This is a genomic window from Nonomuraea sp. NPDC003560, from assembly GCF_042878785.1.
Classification (GTDB): Bacteria; Actinomycetota; Actinomycetes; order Streptosporangiales; family Streptosporangiaceae; genus Nonomuraea.
In genome coordinates this window covers 1,063,650-1,084,328 of the sequence record NZ_JBIAOF010000003.1, presented here as the reverse complement: position 1 = coordinate 1,084,328, position 20,679 = coordinate 1,063,650, and the positions used below count along the sequence as shown (strand labels likewise).

General features: G+C 72.9%; 18 protein-coding genes. 11 read left to right on the top strand and 7 right to left on the bottom strand.

Features of this window, described 5'->3' with window-relative positions; all coding sequences use genetic code 11:
- The first annotated feature begins 50 nt into the window (after positions 1-50).
- Together ACFYUV_RS15895 and ACFYUV_RS15890 are read left to right on the top strand one after the other, a co-directional pair.
- The gene (locus ACFYUV_RS15895) at positions 51-827 is read left to right on the top strand and encodes a phosphotransferase family protein (RefSeq protein ID WP_387669217.1); all 777 of its coding nucleotides are present in this window, start codon (positions 51-53) and stop codon (positions 825-827) included.
- The gene (locus tag ACFYUV_RS15890) at positions 824-1,258 is read left to right on the top strand and encodes a GNAT family N-acetyltransferase (protein ID WP_358282190.1); all 435 of its coding nucleotides are present in this window, start codon (positions 824-826) and stop codon (positions 1,256-1,258) included. The genes ACFYUV_RS15895 and ACFYUV_RS15890 overlap by 4 nt, the downstream gene beginning before the upstream one ends.
- Here ACFYUV_RS15890 and ACFYUV_RS15885 read toward each other — a convergent pair.
- The 4 genes from ACFYUV_RS15885 to ACFYUV_RS15870 are packed head-to-tail and all read right to left on the bottom strand — an operon-like array spanning position 1,248 to position 4,987.
- Complete coding sequence (locus tag ACFYUV_RS15885; RefSeq protein ID WP_387669216.1) at positions 1,248-2,072, bottom strand: ketose-bisphosphate aldolase; 825 nt, start codon at positions 2,070-2,072, stop codon at positions 1,248-1,250. The genes ACFYUV_RS15890 and ACFYUV_RS15885 overlap by 11 nt on opposite strands.
- A 10-nt stretch (positions 2,073-2,082) precedes the next feature.
- Positions 2,083-2,985, bottom strand: a complete 903-nt coding sequence (locus ACFYUV_RS15880) for a 1-phosphofructokinase family hexose kinase (protein WP_387669215.1) — start codon at positions 2,983-2,985, stop codon at positions 2,083-2,085.
- Positions 2,985-4,118, bottom strand: coding sequence for an N-acetylglucosamine-6-phosphate deacetylase (gene nagA, locus ACFYUV_RS15875; protein ID WP_387669213.1), 1,134 nt, complete (start codon positions 4,116-4,118; stop codon positions 2,985-2,987). The genes ACFYUV_RS15880 and nagA overlap by 1 nt, the downstream gene beginning before the upstream one ends.
- Positions 4,115-4,987 carry an SIS domain-containing protein gene (locus tag ACFYUV_RS15870; protein WP_387669212.1) on the bottom strand — a complete coding sequence of 291 codons (873 nt, stop codon included), beginning with the start codon at positions 4,985-4,987 and terminating at the stop codon, positions 4,115-4,117. Before ACFYUV_RS15870 ends, nagA begins: the two co-directional genes overlap by 4 nt.
- Before the next feature lie 128 nt (positions 4,988-5,115).
- On the opposite strand from ACFYUV_RS15870, the gene ACFYUV_RS15865 reads away from it, so the two are divergent.
- Both ACFYUV_RS15865 and ACFYUV_RS15860 read left to right on the top strand, forming a co-directional pair.
- Entirely contained in the window at positions 5,116-5,886 is a 771-nt protein-coding gene (locus ACFYUV_RS15865) for a DeoR/GlpR family DNA-binding transcription regulator (protein WP_358282199.1), read from the top strand.
- A gap of 70 nt (positions 5,887-5,956) precedes the next feature.
- Complete coding sequence (locus tag ACFYUV_RS15860) at positions 5,957-7,693, top strand: glycerol-3-phosphate dehydrogenase/oxidase (protein ID WP_352362815.1); 1,737 nt, start codon at positions 5,957-5,959, stop codon at positions 7,691-7,693.
- Positions 7,694-7,723: 30 nt separating this feature from the next.
- On the opposite strand, the gene ACFYUV_RS15855 is transcribed toward ACFYUV_RS15860, so the two are convergent.
- Positions 7,724-9,721 (bottom strand): beta-propeller domain-containing protein, encoded by a 1,998-nt coding sequence (locus ACFYUV_RS15855; RefSeq protein ID WP_387669210.1) that lies wholly within the window; start codon positions 9,719-9,721, stop codon positions 7,724-7,726.
- Between the two features lie 32 nt (positions 9,722-9,753).
- Positions 9,754-11,925 (bottom strand): protein kinase, encoded by a 2,172-nt coding sequence (locus ACFYUV_RS15850; protein WP_387669208.1) that lies wholly within the window; start codon positions 11,923-11,925, stop codon positions 9,754-9,756.
- A 124-nt stretch (positions 11,926-12,049) separates the two neighbouring features.
- On the opposite strand from ACFYUV_RS15850, the gene ACFYUV_RS15845 reads away from it, so the two are divergent.
- The 5 genes from ACFYUV_RS15845 to ACFYUV_RS15825 are packed head-to-tail and all read left to right on the top strand — an operon-like array spanning position 12,050 to position 17,565.
- Complete coding sequence (locus tag ACFYUV_RS15845) at positions 12,050-13,555, top strand: succinic semialdehyde dehydrogenase (RefSeq protein WP_387669206.1); 1,506 nt, start codon at positions 12,050-12,052, stop codon at positions 13,553-13,555.
- Positions 13,552-15,210, top strand: a complete 1,659-nt coding sequence (locus ACFYUV_RS15840) for an FAD-dependent oxidoreductase (protein ID WP_387669204.1) — start codon at positions 13,552-13,554, stop codon at positions 15,208-15,210. Before ACFYUV_RS15845 ends, ACFYUV_RS15840 begins: the two co-directional genes overlap by 4 nt.
- A 2-nt stretch (positions 15,211-15,212) precedes the next feature.
- The gene (locus ACFYUV_RS15835; protein ID WP_387647186.1) at positions 15,213-15,818 is read left to right on the top strand and encodes a TetR/AcrR family transcriptional regulator; all 606 of its coding nucleotides are present in this window, start codon (positions 15,213-15,215) and stop codon (positions 15,816-15,818) included.
- A 5-nt stretch (positions 15,819-15,823) separates the two neighbouring features.
- Positions 15,824-16,564, top strand: a complete 741-nt coding sequence (locus ACFYUV_RS15830; protein ID WP_352318722.1) for an MBL fold metallo-hydrolase — start codon at positions 15,824-15,826, stop codon at positions 16,562-16,564.
- 23 nt (positions 16,565-16,587) lie between these two features.
- The gene (locus ACFYUV_RS15825) at positions 16,588-17,565 is read left to right on the top strand and encodes a PLP-dependent cysteine synthase family protein (RefSeq protein ID WP_387669203.1); all 978 of its coding nucleotides are present in this window, start codon (positions 16,588-16,590) and stop codon (positions 17,563-17,565) included.
- Here ACFYUV_RS15825 and ACFYUV_RS15820 read toward each other — a convergent pair.
- Complete coding sequence (locus tag ACFYUV_RS15820) at positions 17,540-18,253, bottom strand: alpha/beta fold hydrolase (RefSeq protein WP_387669202.1); 714 nt, start codon at positions 18,251-18,253, stop codon at positions 17,540-17,542. The two genes, ACFYUV_RS15825 and ACFYUV_RS15820, sit on opposite strands and share 26 nt — an antisense overlap.
- A 50-nt stretch (positions 18,254-18,303) precedes the next feature.
- Between ACFYUV_RS15820 and ACFYUV_RS15815 the strand changes: the two genes are divergently transcribed.
- Together ACFYUV_RS15815 and ACFYUV_RS15810 are read left to right on the top strand one after the other, a co-directional pair.
- Positions 18,304-19,302 (top strand): LacI family DNA-binding transcriptional regulator, encoded by a 999-nt coding sequence (locus tag ACFYUV_RS15815; RefSeq protein WP_387669201.1) that lies wholly within the window; start codon positions 18,304-18,306, stop codon positions 19,300-19,302.
- A 133-nt stretch (positions 19,303-19,435) separates the two neighbouring features.
- Positions 19,436-20,677, top strand: a complete 1,242-nt coding sequence (locus tag ACFYUV_RS15810) for an MFS transporter (protein WP_387669200.1) — start codon at positions 19,436-19,438, stop codon at positions 20,675-20,677.
- Positions 20,678-20,679: the final 2 nt, after the last annotated feature.

The window sequence follows — 20,679 nt, the reverse complement described above, 5'->3', positions numbered from 1 at the left end:
GCCGTGGTGACGGGCGCCGGCTCGTAGGGCAGGCCGTATCCTGCCGTAGCATGGCCGATCTCGTGCACACCCACGTCCTCGACATCGACGGCGACGTCGTCACCAAGCGCTACGTCGACGGCAAGGAGGGCGCGGCCGAGCGCGAGTGGCGGGCGCTCACCCTGCTGGCCGAGCACGCCCCGGGCCTGACCCCGCGGCCGATCGCCTTCGAGGACGGCGTCGTCCGCATGACCAGGATCGACGGCGTGCCCCTGCGCGGCCTGGCGGCCGGGGAGGCGCCGCTGACCGCCATGGCCGAGGCGCTCACGCAGCTGTACGAGGCCGTCCCGCCCGGCGTGCTGGCGGCCGTCCCGGTACGTCCGTGGCAGGTCGAGGCGGTCACCGGCCAGGTCATGGAATGGCTGGCCGCCTGGCGCCCCCGCGGTCCGGAGGCCGACCGCGCGGCCGAGGAGGGCCTGCGCTGGCTGGCGGGCTGGCGTCCGGGGGAGTCGGGCGTACGTCCGGCGTTCGGGGCGGGCGACGGCAACCTGGCGAACTTCCTGTGGGACGGCGTCCGCGTGCGCATCGTCGACTTCGAGGACTCCGGGCGCAGCGACCTGGCCTTCGAGCTGGCCGAGCTGTCCGAGCACGTCTCCATGTGGGTGGACGGCGAGGTGGAGATCGCCGACCGGTTCGAGCTGAGCGGCCCGCAGGCGCGCCGGCTGCGCGACTGCCGCAGGCTCCAGAGCCTGGTCTGGCTGTTCCTGCTCTCGCACGACAGCCCGCGCAATCCGCCCGGCACCTTCGATCGTCAGGTCGACAGGGTGCTGCGATCATTGGGGGCATGAGACTGGCGCAGGAGGCCGACAGGGCCGCCGTCGAGCAACTCGTCCATGACGCCTACCAGCCATGGGCCGAGATCATCGGCACCCGGCCGCTGCCCATGGAGGCCGACTACGCGGCCCTCATCGCCGCGGGCCGGGTGCACGTCACCGACGGCCTCGAAGGGCTGGTCGTGCTCATCCCCGAGGAGGGCGCGCTGCTGGTGGACAACGTGGCGGTGCGGCCCGACCTGCACGGCAGGGGCATCGGCCGGGGCCTGCTGGCCTACGCCGAGCGGGAGGCCGCCCGGCTCGGCCTGCCCGCCCTGCGCCTCTACACCAACGTCAAGATGGCCTCGAACATCGCGCTGTACACCTCGCTCGGCTACGCCGAGATCGGCCGGGCCGACCTCGACGGCCGGTCGGCCGTGGTGATGCGCAAGGAGCTCAGCCGGTGAGCACGCCCAGCAGGTGACTCACCTCGCGGGCCACGGCGTCGCGGCCCGCGTTGAGGTATTTGCGGGAGTCGACCACCCGCTCGTCGTGGGCCAGGTAGTCGCGTACGGCCCGGGTGAACGCCTTGTTCAGGTGGGTGGCGATGTTGATCTTCTTCATGCCGTTGGCCACCGCCTCGCGCAGCACGTCGTCGGGCACGCCGGACGAGCCGTGCAGCACCAGCGGCACCGGCACCGCCGCCCGCAGCTCGGCGATGAGCTCCAGGTCGAGCACTGCGTCCTTGGTGGTCATGGCGTGCGAGGTGCCGACGGCCACGGCGAGCGCGTCGACGCCGGTCCTGGCGACGTAGTCGACCGCCTCGTGCGGCTTGGTGCGGGCGCCGGGCGCGTGCACGCCGTCCTTGCCGCCGACCTCGCCGAGCTCGGCCTCCACCCAGACGCCGCGCTCGTGGCACCAGGCCGCCACCTCGGCCGTGGCCGCCACGTTCTCCTCGTCGGGCAGGGCGGAGGCGTCGAACATGACCGAGCCGAGGCCCAGCGTCACCGCCTCCTCCACCAGCGCGCGGTCGGTGGCGTGGTCGAGGTGGACCGCGACCGGCACCTCCGCGCGGCGCGCGACGGCCAGCGCGGCCAGCGCGACGGGTTCGAGCGCGCCGTGGTAGCGCACGCAGTTCTCGCTGATCTGCAGCACGACCGGCAGGCCGAGCGCCTCGGCGCCGGCCACGATCGCGGTGGCGTGCTCCAACTGGATCACGTTGAACGCGCCCACCCCTGCGGGGGACTGCCGGACGATGTCGCCGATTCCGGCGAGGGCCATGACGAGCTCCTTACGTGATGACGATCTGGGGGTGTATGTCGGCGTAGACCTCGCCGTCGAAGTCGCCGGCGACCGGCGCGGCCACGGCGGCCGCGCCCAGCGCCGCGGCCCGCCGCAGCCGGTCGGGCCACGGGGAGCCCTCGACCAGGCCCAGCGCGAGCCCCGCGACCAGCGAGTCGCCGGCCCCGGTCGGGTTTCCCCGCACGGTGTAGGGCATCCGCGCCCGGAAGGTGCCCTCGCCCGTCACGGCGAGCAGCCCGTCGGCGCCCATGGAGACGACCACGGCCTCGGCCCCCCGCTCGCGCAGCGCCTGGGCGCCCTCCTCGGGGGTGCCGCCGGGAACCGCCCTGGCCAGCTCCTCGGCGTTGGGCTTGACGACAGCCGGACGGCCCTCCGGCGCGTGCCGCAGCGGGTCGCCGTCTGCGTCGACGATGGCCGGCACGCCCGCGCGGGCGGCGACGGCGGCCAGCGTCGCGTAGAAGTCGGCGGGGACGCCGCGCGGCAGGCTGCCGGAGACCACCACCGCGTCGGCCCCGGCCAGCAGCGACGTGTAGTGCTCCACGAACGCGGCCAGCTCGGCCGCGCTCACCTCGGGGCCGGGCTCGTTGAACAGCGTGGCCCCGCCCGGCTCGGAGACCACCAGCGTGGTGCGGGACTCGGCGGCGATGCCGGTCAGCGCGGCGGGCAGCCCCGCGGCTTGCAGGTCGTGCTCGATCGCGCGACCCGTGGGCCCGCCCGCCAGCCCCGTGACCAGGACGTCCTGGCCGAGGGCGGCCAGCACGCGGGCCACGTTGACGCCCTTGCCGCCGGCCCGCCGGTGGACGGCGCCGACCCGGTTGACGCCGTCCCAGGCGACGGACGGGACCTCGTAGGTCACGTCGAGCGCGGCGTTGAGCGTCACGGTGATGATCATCAGGGCTCCGTGATCCAGTCGCCGTTCTTCATCACGCCGTCGACCTCCAGCTCGCCGGAGAGCACCACCAGGTCGGCCGCCTTGCCGACGGCGATCGAACCGATCTCCTCGGCCAGGCCGAGCACCTGGGCGGGGGTCAGCGAGGCCACCTGGACCGCGTCGGGCAGCGACATGCCGAGCTCGCGCACGCCGCGGCGGAAGGCGGCGTCCATGGTGAGGGTGGAGCCCGCGATCGAGCCGCCCTCGACCAGCCTGGCCACGCCGTCGGTCACGCGCACCCGCATGGGGCCGAGCACGTAGTCGCCGTCGCCGAGGCCCGTGGCCGCCATCGCGTCGGTGATCAGCACCGTCCGGCCGGGCCCGGCCACCTCGTAGGCCAGACGCAACATCGCCGCGTGCACGTGGACGCCGTCGTTGACCAGCTCGACCGTGACGCGCTCGTCCTCCAGCAGGGCGGCGATCGGGCCGGGCGCGCGGTGGCCGAGCTGCGGCATCGCGTTGTACAGGTGGGTGGCGACGGTGGCGCCCGCCTCGATGGCGGCGATCGCCTGGTCGTAGTCGGCGTCGCTGTGGCCGAGCGCCGCGATCAGGCCCTCGCCGACGGCCGTGCGGATCGTGTCGAGGCCGCCGGGCAGCTCGGCGGCGACGGTGACCATGCGCGCGTGCCCGCGCGCGGCCTTGACCAGCCCCGACAGCTCCTGCGGCGACGGCTCGCGCAGCAGGGCGGGGTTGTGCGCGCCGCAGCGGGCCTTGGCGATGTACGGCCCCTCGAAGTGGATGCCCGCCAGCAGCCCCTCCTCGCACAGCTCGGCCAGCGAGGCGGCGGCCCTGGACAGCTCGTCGAGCGTGTCGGTGACCAGGCTGGCCATCATCGTGGTCGTGCCGTGCCGCCGGTGCAGGGCCACGGCGTCGCGGGCCTTGTCCTGGTCGCCGGTGGGGAACGACCCGCCCGCGCCGCCGTGGTTGTGGATGTCGACGAACCCGGGGACGACGTGCCGCCCCCCGAGGCTCAGGCCGGGGCTGGGGGCCGATCCGTGGCCGACATGCGTGATGCGGCCGTCTTCGATGGTCAGCCACCCTTCGTGCACCCCTTCGGGGGTCACGATCCGGGCGTCGGCGAGAGTAAGGCTCATGAAGAAAGGATCACAGATCGCGTGAGGTGCATGGGCTCGTCGGGGTTCAGCCCGCGGGCGAAGGCCCGCGCGACCGCCACCCGCTGGGCGCGCACCAGCTCGGCCATGGGGTCGAGGCCGCTCTCGAAGAACGTGCCGCCGGTCGCCTCGACCTGCTCGCGCAGGCCCTCGGGGGCGGTGCCGAGCATCCAGGTGACGCGGCCGGGGCCCGCGATGCTGATCGGGCCGTGCCGGTACTCCATCGCCGGGTACGCCTCCGTCCACGACCGGGACGCCTCGCGCATCTTGAGCGCGGCCTCCTGGGCCAGGCCGACCGACCAGCCGCTGCCGAGGAAGCTGAACTGCTCGGCCTCGACGAGCCCGGCGGGCAGCGGCTCGGCCAGGGCCCGCTCGGCGTCGGCGATCGCGCCGGTCAGGTCCTCGCCGAGGCTGGCGCGGAGCATGGCGAGCTGGGTGGTGGCGAAGCGGGTCTGCACGACGGAGCTCTCGTCGGCGTAGTCGAGCACGATGACCTCGTCGGCGGCCGTCATGACCGGCGTCTTCGGGTCGGCGGTGATGGCCGTCGTGCGGGCGCTCGTCCTGGACAGCAGCTCCAGCACCTCGGTCGTGGTGCCGGACCGGGTCAGCGCGAGCACCCTGTCGTAGGAGCGGCCGACCGGCGCCTCGGACGCGGCGAACGCGTCGGTCTCGCCCTGCCCGGCCCGCTCGCGCAGCGTGGCGTAGGCCATCGCGATGAACCAGGACGTGCCGCAGCCGACGACGGCCACCCGCTCGCCGGGCTCGGGCAGCGCGCCCGCGGGCACGTCGGCCACCGCGCGGCGCCAGCAGGACGGCTGGGACTCGATCTCGGCTTCGGTATGGGTGGTCACCGCGTTCCTCCCCGTTGGTGTTTGTTTCTGCCTTTTTTATACAGTAAAAGCGCAGTTTTGTGCAGTGGTCGCTCTCACCTCCCCGCCTGTGCCACGCTTGATCCCGCCCGGATCTCATTGGAGGCTTCGTGTCCCGCTACGATCGCTGGAACGCCATCCTGGAGCTGCTCGCCCAGGAGGGCAGGCTGTCGGTGGAGGAGGCCGCCCAGGCGCTCGACGTCTCGACCGCCACGATCCGGCGTGACTTCGACCAGCTCGCCCAGCAGCAGATGCTCATGCGCACGCGCGGCGGAGCCGTCGCCCAGAGCGTCAGCTACGACCTGCCGCTGCGCTACAAGACGGCCAGGCACGCCGACGAGAAGCACCGCATAGCGGCCGCGGCGGCCGACCTGGTGAGCGCGGGCGCCGTGGTCGGGCTCAACGGCGGCACCACCACCTCCGAGCTGGCCCGCACCCTCGCCACGCTGTCCACGCTGGAGAGCGGGTTCACGATCGTCACCAACGCCCTGAACATCGCCGCCGAGCTGACCGTGCGGCAGCACGTCAAGATCGTGGTCACCGGCGGGGTGGCCAGGCAGCAGTCGTACGAGCTGATCGGGCCGCTGGCCTCGGGCGTGCTCGAACAGGTCACCCTCGACGTGGCCTTCCTCGGCGTCGACGCGATCGACGTCGAGCTGGGCGCCTCGGCCCACCACGAGGGCGAGGCCAGCGTGAACAACCTGCTGATCAGCCGGGCCGCCCAGGTCGTGGTGGTGGCCGACTCCTCCAAGGTGGGCCGGCGGGCCTTCTCCCGCATCTGCCCGATCGAGCAGATCGACACGCTGGTCACCGACGAGCGGCTCTCCGACGAGCTCACCGGCCGGCTCACCGACGCGGGCGTCAAGGTCGTACGCGCCTGAGCCGTCCCTTGCGTTACATGGAACCGGGCGTACGGGTAGGTACTGACCGCAGTCGACGCAAGGGGAGACGATGACGGCGGGTAGGAGCGTGGCCCGGCTCGGGCCCACCGAGCGCGCGGCGGCGCTGGCGGAGATGTCCGCCCAGGAGTTCGACGTGGTCGTGGTCGGCGGCGGCGTGGTGGGGGCGGGCACCGCGCTCGACGCCGCCACCCGGGGCCTCGACGTGGCCCTGCTGGAGGCCCGCGACTTCGCCTCGGGCACCTCGTCGCGCTCGTCCAAGCTCATCCACGGTGGCCTGCGCTACCTGGAGCAGCTCAACTTCGACCTGGTGCGCGAGGCGCTGCAGGAGCGGGCGCTGCTGCTCCAGCGCCTGGCGCCGCACCTCGTCCGGCCGGTGCCGTTCCTGTTCCCGATGACCCATTTCGGGTGGGAACGCGGCTACGTGGGCGCCGGCGTGGCGCTCTACGACACGCTCGGCTTCGCCTCCGGGGTCACCCGCGGGGTGCCGGGCCACCGGCATCTGTCCAGGTCACGGGCGTTGCGGCTGGCCCCGGCGCTGAAGAAGAGCGCGCTCACCGGCGCCGTCCAGTACTGGGACGCCCAGGTCGACGACGCCCGCTACGTGATGACCATGCTGCGCACCGCCGCCACGTACGGCGCCCGGATCGCGCCGCGCGCCCAGGTGGTCGGGTTCCTGCGGGAGGGCGAGCGGGTCACCGGCGTGCGGGCGCGCGACCTGGAGACCGGCGCCGAGTTCGACGTACGCGCCCAGCAGGTCGTCAACGCCACGGGCGTGTGGACCGACGACATCCAGGAGCTGGTCGGCGGGCGCGGCCAGATCCACGTACGGGCCTCCAAGGGCATCCACCTGCTGGTGCCGCGCGACCGCATCCACTCCCGCACCGGCATCATCCTGCGCACGGAGAAGTCGGTGCTGTTCGTGATCCCGTGGGGCCGCCACTGGATCATCGGCACCACCGACACCGAGTGGACGCTCGACAAGGGCCATCCGGCCGCCTCCCGGGCCGACATCGACTACCTGCTCGACCACGTCAACGCCGTGTTGTCGGTGCCGCTGACCCGCGACGACGTCGAGGGCGTCTACGCCGGGCTGCGCCCGCTGCTGTCGGGGGAGTCCGACGAGACGTCGAAGTTGTCGCGCGAGCACGTCGTGGCGCATCCGGTGCCGGGGCTGGTGATGATCGCCGGCGGGAAGTACACGACGTACCGGGTCATGGCCCGCGACGCGGTGGACGCGGTGGCGCACGGGCTCGACCAGCGGGTGCCGCGCTCGTGCACCGACCGCATCCCGCTGGCCGGGGCCGAGGGCTACCAGGCGCTGTGGAACTCCCGCTACCGCCTCGCCCACACCTCGGGCCTGCACGTCGCCCGGATCGAGCACCTGCTCCAGCGCTACGGCTCGCTCATCGACGAGGTGCTGCAGCTGATCGAGGACGATCCGTCGCTGGGCCGGCCGCTGGCCGGGGCCGACGACTACCTGCGGGCCGAGATCGTCTACGCCGCCACCCACGAGGGCGCCAGGCACCTCAACGACGTGCTGACCAGGCGCACGCACATCTCCATCGAGACCTTCCACCGCGGCCTGGCCGTGGCGCAGGAGGCCGCCGAGCTGCTGGCCGGGCCGCTCGGCTGGGACGCCGAGCAGGTGAAGCGCGAGGTGGAGTACTACACCAAGCGCGTCGAGGCCGAGCGGCGCTCCCAGGAGCAGGACTCCGACCAGGAGGCCGACGCCATCCGGCTGGGCGCCCCCGAGATCGTGCCCGTGGTCGCGCCGGAGCGCGGGTGACCGGCGGACCGATCACCCGCCCTCAGGGGGTCAGCGCAGCGGGATCCAGGCCTGACGGGCCAGCGTCGTGGCGTCGTTGACCTGGAGGCCGTCCCAGGACAGCGTCCAGAGGGCGTCGCCGATGACGATCGAGCGCTGGATGCCGGGCTGGTAGGTGTAGTCCTTGTCCTGGTGGGTGGGGTGCTTGATCATGCCGAGCCTCTTGACGGCCGAGTCGTCGATCTTCAGCACGAGCGCGCCCGACTCCTTGGGGGTCATCAGCGGCAGCACCGACAGGCCGGTCTTCGGCCAGTACAGGAACGCGTGCGGGTCCCACTCGGCCTCGGAGCCCGACTCCTTCTGGAAGAGCTGCGACAGCCTGCGCGGGGCGGCCGGGTCGCTGACGTCGAACAGCGAGACCTGCGTGCCGAGCGTCCTGCCCTTGTCGCTGGCCTCCTGGCCGATGCCGATCAGCCGGCCGTCCGCGCCGGGGTGCAGGTAGGCCGAGTAGCCGGTGATCTTCAGCTCGCCGGTCACCTTGGGGGCGGCCGGGTCGCGCAGGTCGAGCGTGTAGAGCGGGTCCACCTGCTTGAACGTCACGACGTAGCCCACCGGGCCGATGAACCGGACCGAGTAGATGCGCTCGCCCTTCCCGAGGCCGCCGACCTCGCCGGCCTTGGCCATGGTGGCGGCGTCGAGCACGTACACGCTGCTGGCGCTGTTGCCGCCGTCGGTGGCGGTGAGGGTGGTGGCGACGCGGAGGTGGCCCTCGTACTCCGACAGCGAGTACTGGTTCAGCAGGCGGCCGGGGACCTTGCCGGAGGCCACGTACGAGGGGGCGCCGGCGGCGCTGATGTCGAACCGGTGGACCTCGGTCTCCTCGGGCGGAGCCGTGGGGGTGGGCTCGGGTACGGCCTCGGAGGTGGCGGGCGTGGCCGGGGCGCTGCTCGTCACGGCCGGGTCGCTCGGGGTGGGCTCGACGGCCGGGGCGGCGCCGTCGGTGGCCGTCGGCACGGGCTCGACCGGCATCGGCTCGGTGACCACCGGGAACCACCAGCGGGGGTTGCTGGCGACGTACAGGCTCGTGCCGCTGCCGTAGACGGTGTCGCCGTCGGCGGCCAGGCTGATGGGCTCGGTGCCGGTCGCGGCGACGTCCTGGGTCAGGTCGATGCTGTGGACGGTGAGCAGCGAGGTGCCGGTGTAGTCGGCGGGGTGGCTGACCCGCTCGCACTTGACCGTGTCCTTCTTGACCGCGCCGGACCCGCCGGTGATCTCGACGGTGGGCAGCCAGGCGGACAGCGGCGCCCGCCGGACGACGTCCTGGTTGGCCTTCTTGCGGTCGGCCTCGGAGGCGTCCGGGCTCTTGGGCTCGGGGAAGGTGATGTCGGGCTGGCTGCGGGTGACGAGCCGGACCGTGGAGCCGATCATCCTGGCGTCCACGTACGAGCCCTGCGCCCGGATCGTGCTGAGCACCTTCGGCTGTCCGGCCAGGTCGACCACGACGTAACGGGTCTCGCCGGGCGGCGCGAAGGACTTCACCATGATGTCGCCGCCGCGGAACAGCACCAGCGCGCGGTCGCCGGAGAGCAGCAGGTCGGCGGGGGCGAAGGTCGGCTCGTCCTTCTTGGTGAGCTTGAGCGAGGCGGTGACCTTCTTGGTCGCGGTGTCGATGACCCGCAGGGTGCCGTCCACGACCGTGACGATCCGGTTGCCGTCGGTCTTGACCAGGTCGGGCTCGTCCACGCCCGCCTCGTGCACGTTCGTGGTGGAGTGCTCGGGGGTGTCGGAGGTGGTCTTCGCCCGCGCGGTGGCGGCGGTGTCCTCCATGTACATGATCTGCGGGCCGCCGAACCCCCACGGGCCGACGTTCTCCGCGGCGTGCTCCCGCAGGCCCGACAGCATGTCGTCGCAACTGTCGTAGGCGACCAGGCGGACGGCGTCGAGCGTGACCTTCGGCACGGGCGCCTGGCCGGTGGCCGCCGAGGTGCAGGCCGTCGTGGCCATGGCGAGGGCCGCGGCGGTCACGGCCGTACGGAACAGCGTCTTCATGACCTCCATGACGGCTGCGCGGGCCGGATGGTTCAGGAGCCCTTGGCCGGGTTGGCGGTGAAGACCGGGCTGAAGTCGACGTCTTCGGGCACGTCGAGGATCTTGCGGAGCAGGGTGCCCTTGAGGTCGACGACCTGGATCTCGTCCCTGGTGTTGTTGTCCTGCTCCCAGCAGTAGAGGTGGGTCTCGTCGTACCAGCCGAGCACCTTGTCGCAGTCGGAGGCGAACTTGTGCGTGCGGTCGCCCGACTTGACGTCCCACACGCAGGTGTCGCCGTCGCTGCCGTTGGGGCAGGTGGACAGGAACGACTCGCCCGAGGGGGAGAAGACGTCCTGGGTGCCGGCGGGCAGCGTGCCGATCGAGCGCAGGTCGCGGGTGGCCTTGCCGTCGGCGTCGAAGAAGCGCAGGCTGCGGTTCTTCTCCGGGCCGAAGATGTTGATCACGCCCGTGCCCTCGCCGTCCCAGCCGAAGGCGGTCTTGCGGACGGCGGAGTCGTCCACCATGACGGTCTTCGCCTTCTTCGTGGCGACGTCCACGATGACGAAGCCGGGGTAGGTCCAGGTGTCGCCGCTCTTCCGCTCGATGTTGAGCAGGATCTTGGAGCCGTCCTCGGACCAGCCGCGGATGCTGGCGATCAGCGGGCCGCGGACGGTCTTGATCGTGGTGCGCTCGCCCGTCTGGCGGTCGCTGACGATGATGTAGTCGTAGTTGTCGTCGGTGTACTTGCGGCCGCGGGTGGCCAGGTAGCGGCCGCCGGGGGAGACGTTCGACTCCCAGTTGCCGGCGTACTTGCGGAACGGCCCGCGCAGCGAGTCCCTGGCGTGGTCGATCCAGTCCTCCTTCTTCTTGTCGTAGATCTCGTAGGAGGTCAGGACGATCGCGTCGGAGGTGTTCTCGTACAGGCCGATCGCGGCGCCGGGCAGCGCCTTGCGCGGCCCCTCCTCGGGGACGGAGACCGGCGCGACCGACGCCGCGACCGACGGCGTGGCGGGCGGCACGCTGCGCCCGGACGGCCGGCCGGACGCGGGCGTCGTGACGCCGCCGTCGGCGGCCAGGGTCGTCCTGTTGTTGGCGATGAGCACGGCGAGCCCGGCCAGCACGAGTAAGGCGACGGCCAGCGTGGCCCCGATGACCAGCGGCGCCCTGCCCTTGCCGGCCGGCTGCCGGGGGTGGACGCCCGGGTGGGTGGGCTGCGCGTACGGGCCCGGCGGGTGCCACTGCTGCTGCGGGTATGGTTGCCGGCCCCCCGGCACCGGGCCGGTCATCGGCCCGTGCGCAGGCCCCTGTGCAGGCCCCTGCGCGGGCCCGTGCGGCGGCCCCTGCGGCGCTCCCTGCGGGTGCTGCTGCGGCGGCCCCGCCATCGGCCCCGCCATCGGCCCGGTCATGGGCGGCCCGGCGGGGCCGGCCTCGGCGGCGGCCGCGGCGAGGATGGGCGAGTTCGCCGGCATCGGGTGCTGGAGCAGACGCATGATCACCTGCTCGGCCGTCGGCCGCTGCGCCGGGTCCTTGGCCAGGCAGGCGGCCACGACGTCACGCAGCGCGCCGTCGAGCACGCCCAGGTCGGGCTGCTGGTTGAGGACCCGGTTGATCACCGCGGGCATGGTGTCGCTGCCGAACGGCGCCCGCCCCGACGCCGCGTAGACCATCGCGCTGGCCCACGAGAACATGTCGGCCGCCGGCCCGGCGGTGTGGCCCATGATCTGCTCGGGCGGCATGTACGACGGCGTGCCCACGACCATGCTGCTGATCGTCGAGGTCGCGTTGAGCGCCCGCGCGATGCCGAAGTCGATCACCCGCGGGCCGTCCGCGCCCAGGATGACGTTGGCGGGCTTGAAGTCGCGGTGGACGATGCCGGCCTGGTGGATGGCGGCCAGCGCGGTCGCGGTGCCGATGGCCAGCCGGTGCAGCGTGGACCCGGTGCGCGGCCCCTCCTCCTGCACCACCCGCTGCAGGGATGGCCCCTCGATGAACTCGCTGACGATGAACGGCCGGTCCAGCTCGACGCCGGTGCCGAGGACGGCCGCGGTGCAGAACGGCGCCACCTGCTGGGCCACCTGGACCTCGCGCAGGAACCGCTCGACGCTCACGTCGTCGCCGGACAGGTCGGGGCGCAGCCATTTGACGGCGACGTGCGCGCCGGAATGATCTTTCGCGAGGTAGACGACGCCCTGGCCGCCCTCGCCAAGCCTGCCGAGGAGATCCATGCCGGCCAGACTCGCCGGATCTCCCGGGCGTAGCGGAGCGAACGATGGCATAAGAGGATTCTGACCCCACCCCGCGAATCCGCAAAAACTACCCGCCGGTAGCCAAGCGGAATATCCTTCGGGCATGCACGTCACGTCCAGCGGCAAGACCCGGCAGATCACCGCCCCCTTCACCGGCGAGCCGCTCGCCGAGCTGCCCATTTCCACGGCCGACGACGTACGCCTGGCCTACGAGCGCGCCAGGGCCGCCCAGGCCGAGTGGGCGGCCAGGCCCGCCGCGGCGCGGGCCAGACCGTTCCTGCTGCTGCACGACGCCATCCTCGACCGCAGGGACGAGATCCTCGACATCGTCCAGAACGAGACCGGCAAGGCCCGCAAGCACGCCTTCGAGGAGGTGCTCGACGTCGCCGGGTGCAGCCTCTACTACGCCCGGCGGGCGTCCGGCCTGCTCGCGCCGCGCACCCGCAAGGGCATCTTCCCCGGCGCCACCCGGGTGACCGAGCTGCGCCAGCCCAAGGGCGTGGTCGCGCTGATCTCTCCGTGGAACTACCCGCTCTCGCTCGGCGTCACCGACGCCGTGCCGGCGCTGCTGGCCGGGAACGCGCTGGTGCACAAGCCGGACACCCAGACCGCCATGTCCACGTTGTGGACCATCGACCTGCTGGCCGAGCTGGGCATGCCGCGCGAGATCTGGCAGGTCGTGCTGGGCGAGCCCGCCGAGATCGGCGACGCGCTGCTCGACGACGCCGACTACGTCGCGTTCACGGGTTCGACCAGGGGCGGCAGGAAGATCGCCGAGGAGGCGGCCAAGCGGCTCATTGGCTGCTCGCTGGAGCTCGGCGGCAAGAACCCGATGGTGGTGCTCGAAGACGCCGACGTGCCGCTCGCCGTCCAGGGGGCGATCCGGGCCTGCTTCACCAACGCCGGCCAGCTCTGCCTGTCCATCGAGCGGCTGTACGTGCACACGTCGGTGTTCGACGACTTCGCCGCGCGCCTGGTCAGGCAGGTCGGCAACCTCAAGCTCGGCGCGGGCCACGACTGGTCGGTCCAGATGGGCTCGCTCACCTCGCAACGCCAGCTCGACGCGGTCAGCGCCCACGTGGACGACGCCGTGGCCAAGGGCGCGACCGTGCTGACCGGCGGCCGGGCCAGGCCCGACCTCGGCCCGCTGTTCTACGAGCCGACCGTGCTCACCGGCGTGCGCGACGACATGGACCTGTGCCGCAACGAGACGTTCGGGCCGGTGGTCGCCCTCTACCCCTTCGACTCCGAGGAGGAGGCGATCGAGCTGGCCAACGACACCATCTACGGCCTGAACGCCTCCATCTGGACCACCAATCCGGCCCGCGGCCGCGCCCTGGCCGCCCGCGTCAAGGCCGGCACGGTCAACATCAACGAGGGGTACGGCTCGGCCTACGCCTCCTACGACGCGCCCATGGGCGGCATGAAGGCGTCGGGCCTCGGCCGCCGGCACGGCGCGGAGGGGCTGCTGCGCTACACCGAGTCCAAGACCGTGGCCTCGCAGGCGTCCTGGCTGGGCTTCGAGCCGCCCTTCGACCTGACGTACGAGACGTGGGCCGACGTCCTGGCCGGCACCCTCAAGGCGATGCGGAAGCTGCGGATCAAGTGACGTTCGACGTTCTGGTCATCGGGTCGGGGTTCGGCGGCAGCGTCTCGGCGCTGCGGCTGAGCGAGAAGGGGTACAAGGTCGGCGTGCTGGAGGCGGGCCGCCGGTTCGACGACTCCGCGCTGCCGGCCACCTCGTGGAAGCTGCGCGACTTCCTGTGGGCGCCCTGGCTCGGCATGAAGGGCATCCAGCGCATCCACGTGCTGCGCGGCGAACGCGGCACCGGCGTGATGGTGCTGGCCGGAGCCGGGGTGGGCGGCGGGTCGCTGGTCTACGCCAACACCCTCTACGAGCCGCTCGACCCGTTCTTCCGCGACCCGCAGTGGGCCGGCATCACCGACTGGAAGTCGGAGCTGGCCCCCCACTACGACCAGGCCAGACGCATGCTCGGCGCGGTCACGAACCCCACCGTCACCCGCGCCGACGACGTCATGCGCCGGGTCGCCGAGAAGATGGGCGTGGGCGACACCTTCCACCTGGCCCCGGTCGGCGTCTACTTCGGCGAGGACGGCGTCGACCCGTACTTCGGCGGCGCCGGGCCGCGGCGGCGCGGCTGCATCGAGTGCGGGCAGTGCATGACCGGCTGCCGCCACGGCGCCAAGAACACGCTGGTCAAGAACTACCTCCACCTGGCCGAGCGGGCGGGGGCCCGGGTCTACGCCGAGTGCACGGTCACCTCGGTGCGCCCGCTGCCCTCCGGCGGCTACCGGGTCGTCGCCCGCCGGACGGGGTCGGCGCTGCGCCGCCGTTCGTTCACGGCCAAGCAGGTGATCTTCGCGGCCGGCACGTACGGCACCCAGCGCCTGCTGCACAAGCTGCGCGCCACCGGCGACCTGCCCGGCCTGTCGCCCAGGCTCGGCACGCTGACCAGGACCAACTCCGAGGCCCTGCTCGGCTTCGAGCGCACGTCGGCGGGCGGCGAGAAGCTCAACAAGGGCGTGGCCATCACCTCCTCCATCCACCCCGACGCCGAGACCCACATCGAGCCCGTGCGTTACGGCGACGGCTCCAACGCCATGGGCCTGCTGCGCACCCTGCTCGTGGACGGCGGCCAGCCGAGGTGGCCGGCGCTGTTCCGGGAGATCGCCGCCCGGCCCCTGGAGGCGCTGCGGCTGCTCGACCTGCGCCGCTGGTCGGAACGGACCGTCATCGCGCTGGTCATGCAGGCCAAGGACAACTCGATCACCATCCGGCGCACCCGCTGGGGCCTGCGGTCGGCCCGCGGCCACGGCGAGCCCAACCCGACCTGGATCCCGGCCGGGCACGAGGCCGTCCGGCACGCGGCGGCCGAGATCGGCGGGGTGCCCGGCGGCACCTGGCTCGACCTGTTCGACATCCCGACGACGGCCCACTTCCTGGGCGGCTGCGTGATCGGCGACTCGCCCGAGACCGGCGTGATCGACGCCTACCACCGCGTCTACGGCCACGAGGGGCTGCACGTCGTGGACGGCTCGGCGGTGTCGGCCAACCTCGGGGTCAACCCGTCGCTCACCATCACCGCGCAGGCCGAGCGGGCCATGTCCCTGTGGCCCAACGCCGGCGACCCCGATCCCAGGCCCGCCACGGGCTCGCCGTACGTCCGGCTGCCCCCGGTGGCGCCCCGCCGGCCCGCCGTGCCGGAGCGGGCGCCGGGGGCACTCCGCCTGTATACACTGTAAACGTGAGCGAACGAGGGACGGCTGCGCGCATCGAGGCCGTGGCCCGGCAGATCCTGCTGGAGGAGGGCGCCGACGCCGTCAGCATGCGGCGGGTCGGCGAGGCCGTGGGCGTCACCGCCATGGCCATCTACCGGCACTTCCCCAACAGGGAGGCGCTGCTGCGCGCCGTCGCCGACGCCGCCGCCCGCGAGCTGGCCGAGGCGTGGACCCGCCGGCCCGGCACGGGCGACGTGGAGGAGCGCATGATGGCGGCGCTCGACGACTTCCTCGACTTCGCGCTCGGCAGCCCCCACCTGTACAACTTCCTGACCTCCGACGCATGGGCGCGGGCCCGCCGCTTCCCCGACGACTTCCGCGACGGGGAGGGCCCTCCGTTCAGCGTGGTGGTGGCGCTGGCCGAGGAGGGCATGCGCGCGGGCGTGCTGCGCGAGGACGACCCGCTGGAGACCGCGCTCGCGGTCACGGCGAGCACCCAGGGCCTGGTCCAGCAGTACCTGAGCGGCCGGATGAGCATGGCCGAGCCCGACTTCCGCGCCCTGTGCCACCGCACGGTGACCCGCGTGCTCAACGGCGTACGGAATAAACCTTATGTACCCCCGTGTCCTTGACGGACATGAAGATTCGTTACGCCGGTGGCCCGACCGCCGTCATCGAGCTGGGCGGCGTCCGGCTGCTGGTCGATCCCACCTTCGACGCGCCGGGCGACCACCCGGTCGGCGCCAGGGTGCTCAAGAAGACGGCCGGCCCCGCCTTCGGCCCCGACGAGGTGGGCCCGGTGGACGCCGTGCTGCTCTCGCACGACCAGCACCCCGACAACCTCGACGACGCGGGCCGCGCGTTCCTCGCCACGGCCCCGCTGGCGCTGTCCACCGCCTCGGCGGCCGAGCGCGTCGGCGAGCCGGTGCGCGCCCTGCCCAACTGGAGCGAGACCGAGGTCGGCCCGCTGCGGGTGACCGGCGTGCCCGCCCAGCACGGCCCCGACGGGACCGAGCACCTGACGGGCGAGGTCACCGGCTTCGTGCTCAGCGGCGAGGGCCTGCCCACCGTCTACGTGAGCGGCGACAACGCCTCGCTCGACGTCGTGCGGGCCGTGGCCGCCAGGTTCCCGCGGATCGACGTGGCGCTGCTGTTCGCGGGCGGCGCGCGCACCCCGCTGGTGGCCGGGTTCCTGACGCTGACCAGCGAGGACGCCGTCACCGCCGCCGACATCCTGGGCGCGCGGCACGTCGTCCCGCTGCACTTCGAGCAGTGGGCGCACTTCACGCAGGGCCGCGACACGCTGGAGAAGGCGTTCGCGGGGCTCGGCGAGCGGTTCGTGCTGCTCGCCCCTGGCGAACAGGTCGAGCTTTCCTGAGCTCGTCCTGACAAGGTGGTCCGGTGAGCTGGAGCACGCGCGCGCTCGACGCGCTGGCCGCCGGGCCGCCGACCAGGCTGATCGACTTCCCCGTCCGGGTCCCCGGCGTGCGCCTGCTGTTGAAGGACGAGTCCGGTCAGCCCACGGGCAGCCTGCGGCACCGGCACGCCAGGGCGCTGTTCCGGCGGGCCGTGCTCGACGGCTCGATCACCGAGGGCACCACCGTGGTCGAGGCGACCGGCGGCAACGCGGCGGTCGCGCAGGCGTGGTTCGCCCGGCGGCTCGGCCTGCCCTACGTCGTGGTCATGCCGGGCGCGCCCGACCCGGCACGGGCCCGCGCGGTCGAGGCGCTGGGCGGCGAGTGCAGGTTCGTGACGCCGCCCCTGGCCATCTACGACGCGGCCATGGAGGCGGCCGGGCAGGTCGGGGGCCACTACCTCGACCAGTTCGGCCGGGCCGCGCCGCACGACCTGGCCGAAGAGCTGTTCGCCCAGGTCCGTCCCGACTGGGTGGTGACCGGCGCGGCCACCGGCGCGACCTCGGCCACGCTCGGCGCCGTGGCGGGGGAGCACGGCTGCCGGGTGGCGGTCGCCGATCCCGACAACTCCGCCTACTTCCCGGGCTGGACCCTCGACGTGCCCGACTACGCCACCGGCATGCCCTCGCGGATCGAGGGCGTCGGCCGTCCGCGCGTGGAGCCGGGGTTCCGGCCCGACCTGGTCGATCTGGTGGTGCCGGTGCCCGACGCGGCGAGCGTGGCGGCGGCCAGGCGCATCAGGGAGGTCACCGGGCTGCCGGTGGGCGGCTCGTCCGGCACCGCGCTGTGGGCCGCGCTCGAACTGGCCGGGCGCATGCGGGCCAGGGGCGAGAGCGGCACGATCGTCTCGCTGGTGGGCGACGCGGCCGAGCGGCACCTGGCGACGTACCACGACGACGCCTGGGCCGCCGGCAAGGGCCTCGACGTCGCCGGCCGCCTCACCGAGCTGCGGCAGCGGGTCTGATCCAGCCTTCCAGCCCGGCCAGGAAGTCCTCGAACAGGTGGCGGTGGATCGTGTGCTCGGCCCCCGTGACCACGCGCACCTCGAACCCCTTGCCCCGCAACTCCTCCTGGAACGCCGGCGGCACCAGCAAGCTCGGATCGGCCACCTGCACCAGCGACGGCACGACGGGAGCGGGCGTGAAGTCCATGCCCGACGCCTCGACGAGCGACAGCGCCGACCGCCGGTCCCAGCGCGCGAGCATCTCGACCTCGACCGCCACCTCCTCGGCCGAGAAGCCGGGGTGCAGGGCGGCGATCAGCTCGCCGGTCTCGTCGGTGAAGCCGGCCATCGACTCCAGGGCGCCGCTCTCCGGCGTCGGCAGGCGGAAGGCCGGGTCGGAGTAGATCGCCCGTCCGGGCATGAGCCGTTCGACGGCGAGGCCGAGCGTGAGGCCGCCCAGGGAGTGCCCGATGGCCAGTTCGGGGCGCGCGGGCACCGACTCCGCCAGCGACGAGGCGAACAGCTCGGGCGGGTAGGCGTCGGCGCGGGGGCTCTCGCCGTGGCCGGGCAGATCGACGGCGATGACCCGGTAGCCGCGCGCGGCCAGCTCGGGGCCCACCCGCCACCAGCATCGCGAGTCGGCCATGATGCCGTGGACGAGGACGGCCAGGCGGTCGCCCGAACCCCATTCACGAGTGTGCAGCTTCATGCGGCGGCCTCTCCTGATTATACGTATAAGCAGTTGATACCATCCACCCCGTGAACACGACAAGGGGGGACCGTCCGCCGACCAGCGTCGACGTGGCCAGGGCCGCGGGAGTCTCCCAGGCCACGGTCTCCTACGTGCTCACCGACAACCCCCACGCCCGGGTGAGCGAGGAGACCCGCAGGCGGGTCCGCGACGCCGCCGCCCGGCTCGGCTACGTCCCCGACGCCGCCGCCCGCGCGCTGCGCACGGGCCGCAGCAACATCGTGCTCATGCCGCTGTCGCGGGCCAGGACGGGCCGGCTGGCGCAGCAGGTGTCCGAGGAGCTGGAGGAGGAGTTCAGGACCCGCGGCTACACCCTGGTCCAGTACGGCGAGCGCACCCTCAAGGGCGTGGCGGCGGCCAGGAGCTGGCTCGCCCTGCGGCCCTCGGCCGTCCTCGTCGAGGCCGCGCGGCTGACCAGGCCCGCCGTGGACCTGCTGCACGCCTCGGGCGTCCGGGCAGTCGTCGGCCTGTCCGACCAGCCCTCGCCGCTGGTGCCGGCCCTGGTGTTCGACCACCGGGCCCTCGGCGCCGTGGCCGCCCGCCACCTGGTCGCGCGGGGGAGCAGGCGGCTGGCGGCCGTCGTGCCCCGGGAGGAGGGCGTCGACGCCATGGGGCGGGCCCGGCTGGCGGGGGTGCGGGAGGTCGTCCCGGGGGCCGCGCGCATCGACCTGGCCTTCTCGGAGGAGGAGGCGGGGCGGATCGTCCGCGCGGGCGACCTGCCCGACGGCGTCTTCGCCTACAACGACGAGTACGCGATGCTGCTGATCAGCGCGTTGCAGGACGCCGGGCTGCGGGTCCCCGGCGACGTCGCCGTGGTCGGCGCCGACGACCTGCCGATCTGCACGCTCATGCGGCCCCGGCTGACCAGCGTGCACTTCGACGCCACCGCCAGCCCGGCCGATCTGGCGGAGGAGATCGACGGGATAGTCCGCGGTGTGCGGCCGTCCGTGGCGGGCGAGGTCGTCGCCCGGTTCGAGCCCCGGCTGGTGGTCCGGTCCAGCGCCTGAGGCGCGTGACGAGGGGCCGGCGCCTGAGGCGCGTAACGAGTTGGACGCGCGTCTTGTCAGCCCTTCCCGCGCGACCTACAGTCCAGAGCAATCGTCGGTGATACGTATCACCATCGCTCGGAGAGGTCCCCCCATGGCTGAAGTTCTGAGCGGCGCGCACCGGGACACCCGGCGCCTCGGGCCGCTCTACCTGACGCTTCCGCTGGCCAACGTCGCCGTCATGTTCCTGTGGTTGAGCGTGGGCGCGTTCGTCCTGCCCGTTCACGTGCAGCGCATCACCGGCGTCAACGACGTGGCCGCGCTGGGCCTGGCCAACTCGATCGGCCCGCTCATGGCCACGCTCGCCAACCCGGTCTTCGGCCAGATCTCCGACCGGACCAGGTCGCGCTTCGGCCGGCGTTCGCCGTGGATACTCGGCTGCGTCGTGCTCGGCGTGCTCGCCCTGTTCGCGCAGGCCAATGCGGGCAGCGTGCTCATGCTCGGCCTCAGCTGGGCGGGCGTGCAGACCATCATGAACGGCTACCAGGCCGCCATGACCGCGATCCTGCCCGACCGGGTCCCGCCGAGCCGGTACGGCACCTACTCCGGCCTGTTCGGGCTCGGCACGCCGCTGGCCACGATCGCGGCGGCGATCATGTTCATCGTGTTCCCGCAGCTGGCCGCCGGCGGGGCGTACTACGTGGTGATGGCGCTGCTGCTGGTCGCGGCGGTGCTGGTCGTGGTCGCGACGCCGGACACGTCCTCGGTGGGGATGGCGCGCGAGCCGTTCGGGCTGGGCGCGTTCCTGGCCGGGTTCCTGCGGCCGCTGAAGACCCCGGACTTCGCCTGGGCCTTCGTGTCGCGTTTCGGCGTCATGCTCGGATATTTCGTCATCTTTACCTTCAACCTCTTCCTCCTTGAGGACTTCATCAAGATCCCCAAGGGCGAGGTGGTCGCCACGATGGGCCTGCTGATGCTCATCGGCCAGGCCGCCACGCTGCTCGCGGTGCTCGTGATCGGCCCGATCTCCGACCGCCTCGGCCGCTTCCGGCTGTTCGCGCTGGTCGCCGGGCTGTCCTCGGCGGTGTTCCTGGGCATCCCGCTGGCGATGCCGACGTTCGAGGGCATGATCGTCTACAACGTCGCGCACGGCATCGCGTTCGGCGTCTACATGGCCGTGGACATGGCCCTGGTGACGAAGGTGCTGCCGGACCCCGGCGACGCGGGCAAGGACATGGGCGTCCTCAACATCGCCAACGCCGGGCCGCAGATCCTGGCGCCCGCCCTCGCCGCCGTCGTGGTGGGGACGGGCGGCTATCCGGCGCTGTTCGTCGTGGGGATCGTGATCTCGCTGGTCGGCTCCGTCGGGGTCCTCAGGATCAGGGGTGTGCGCTAGCG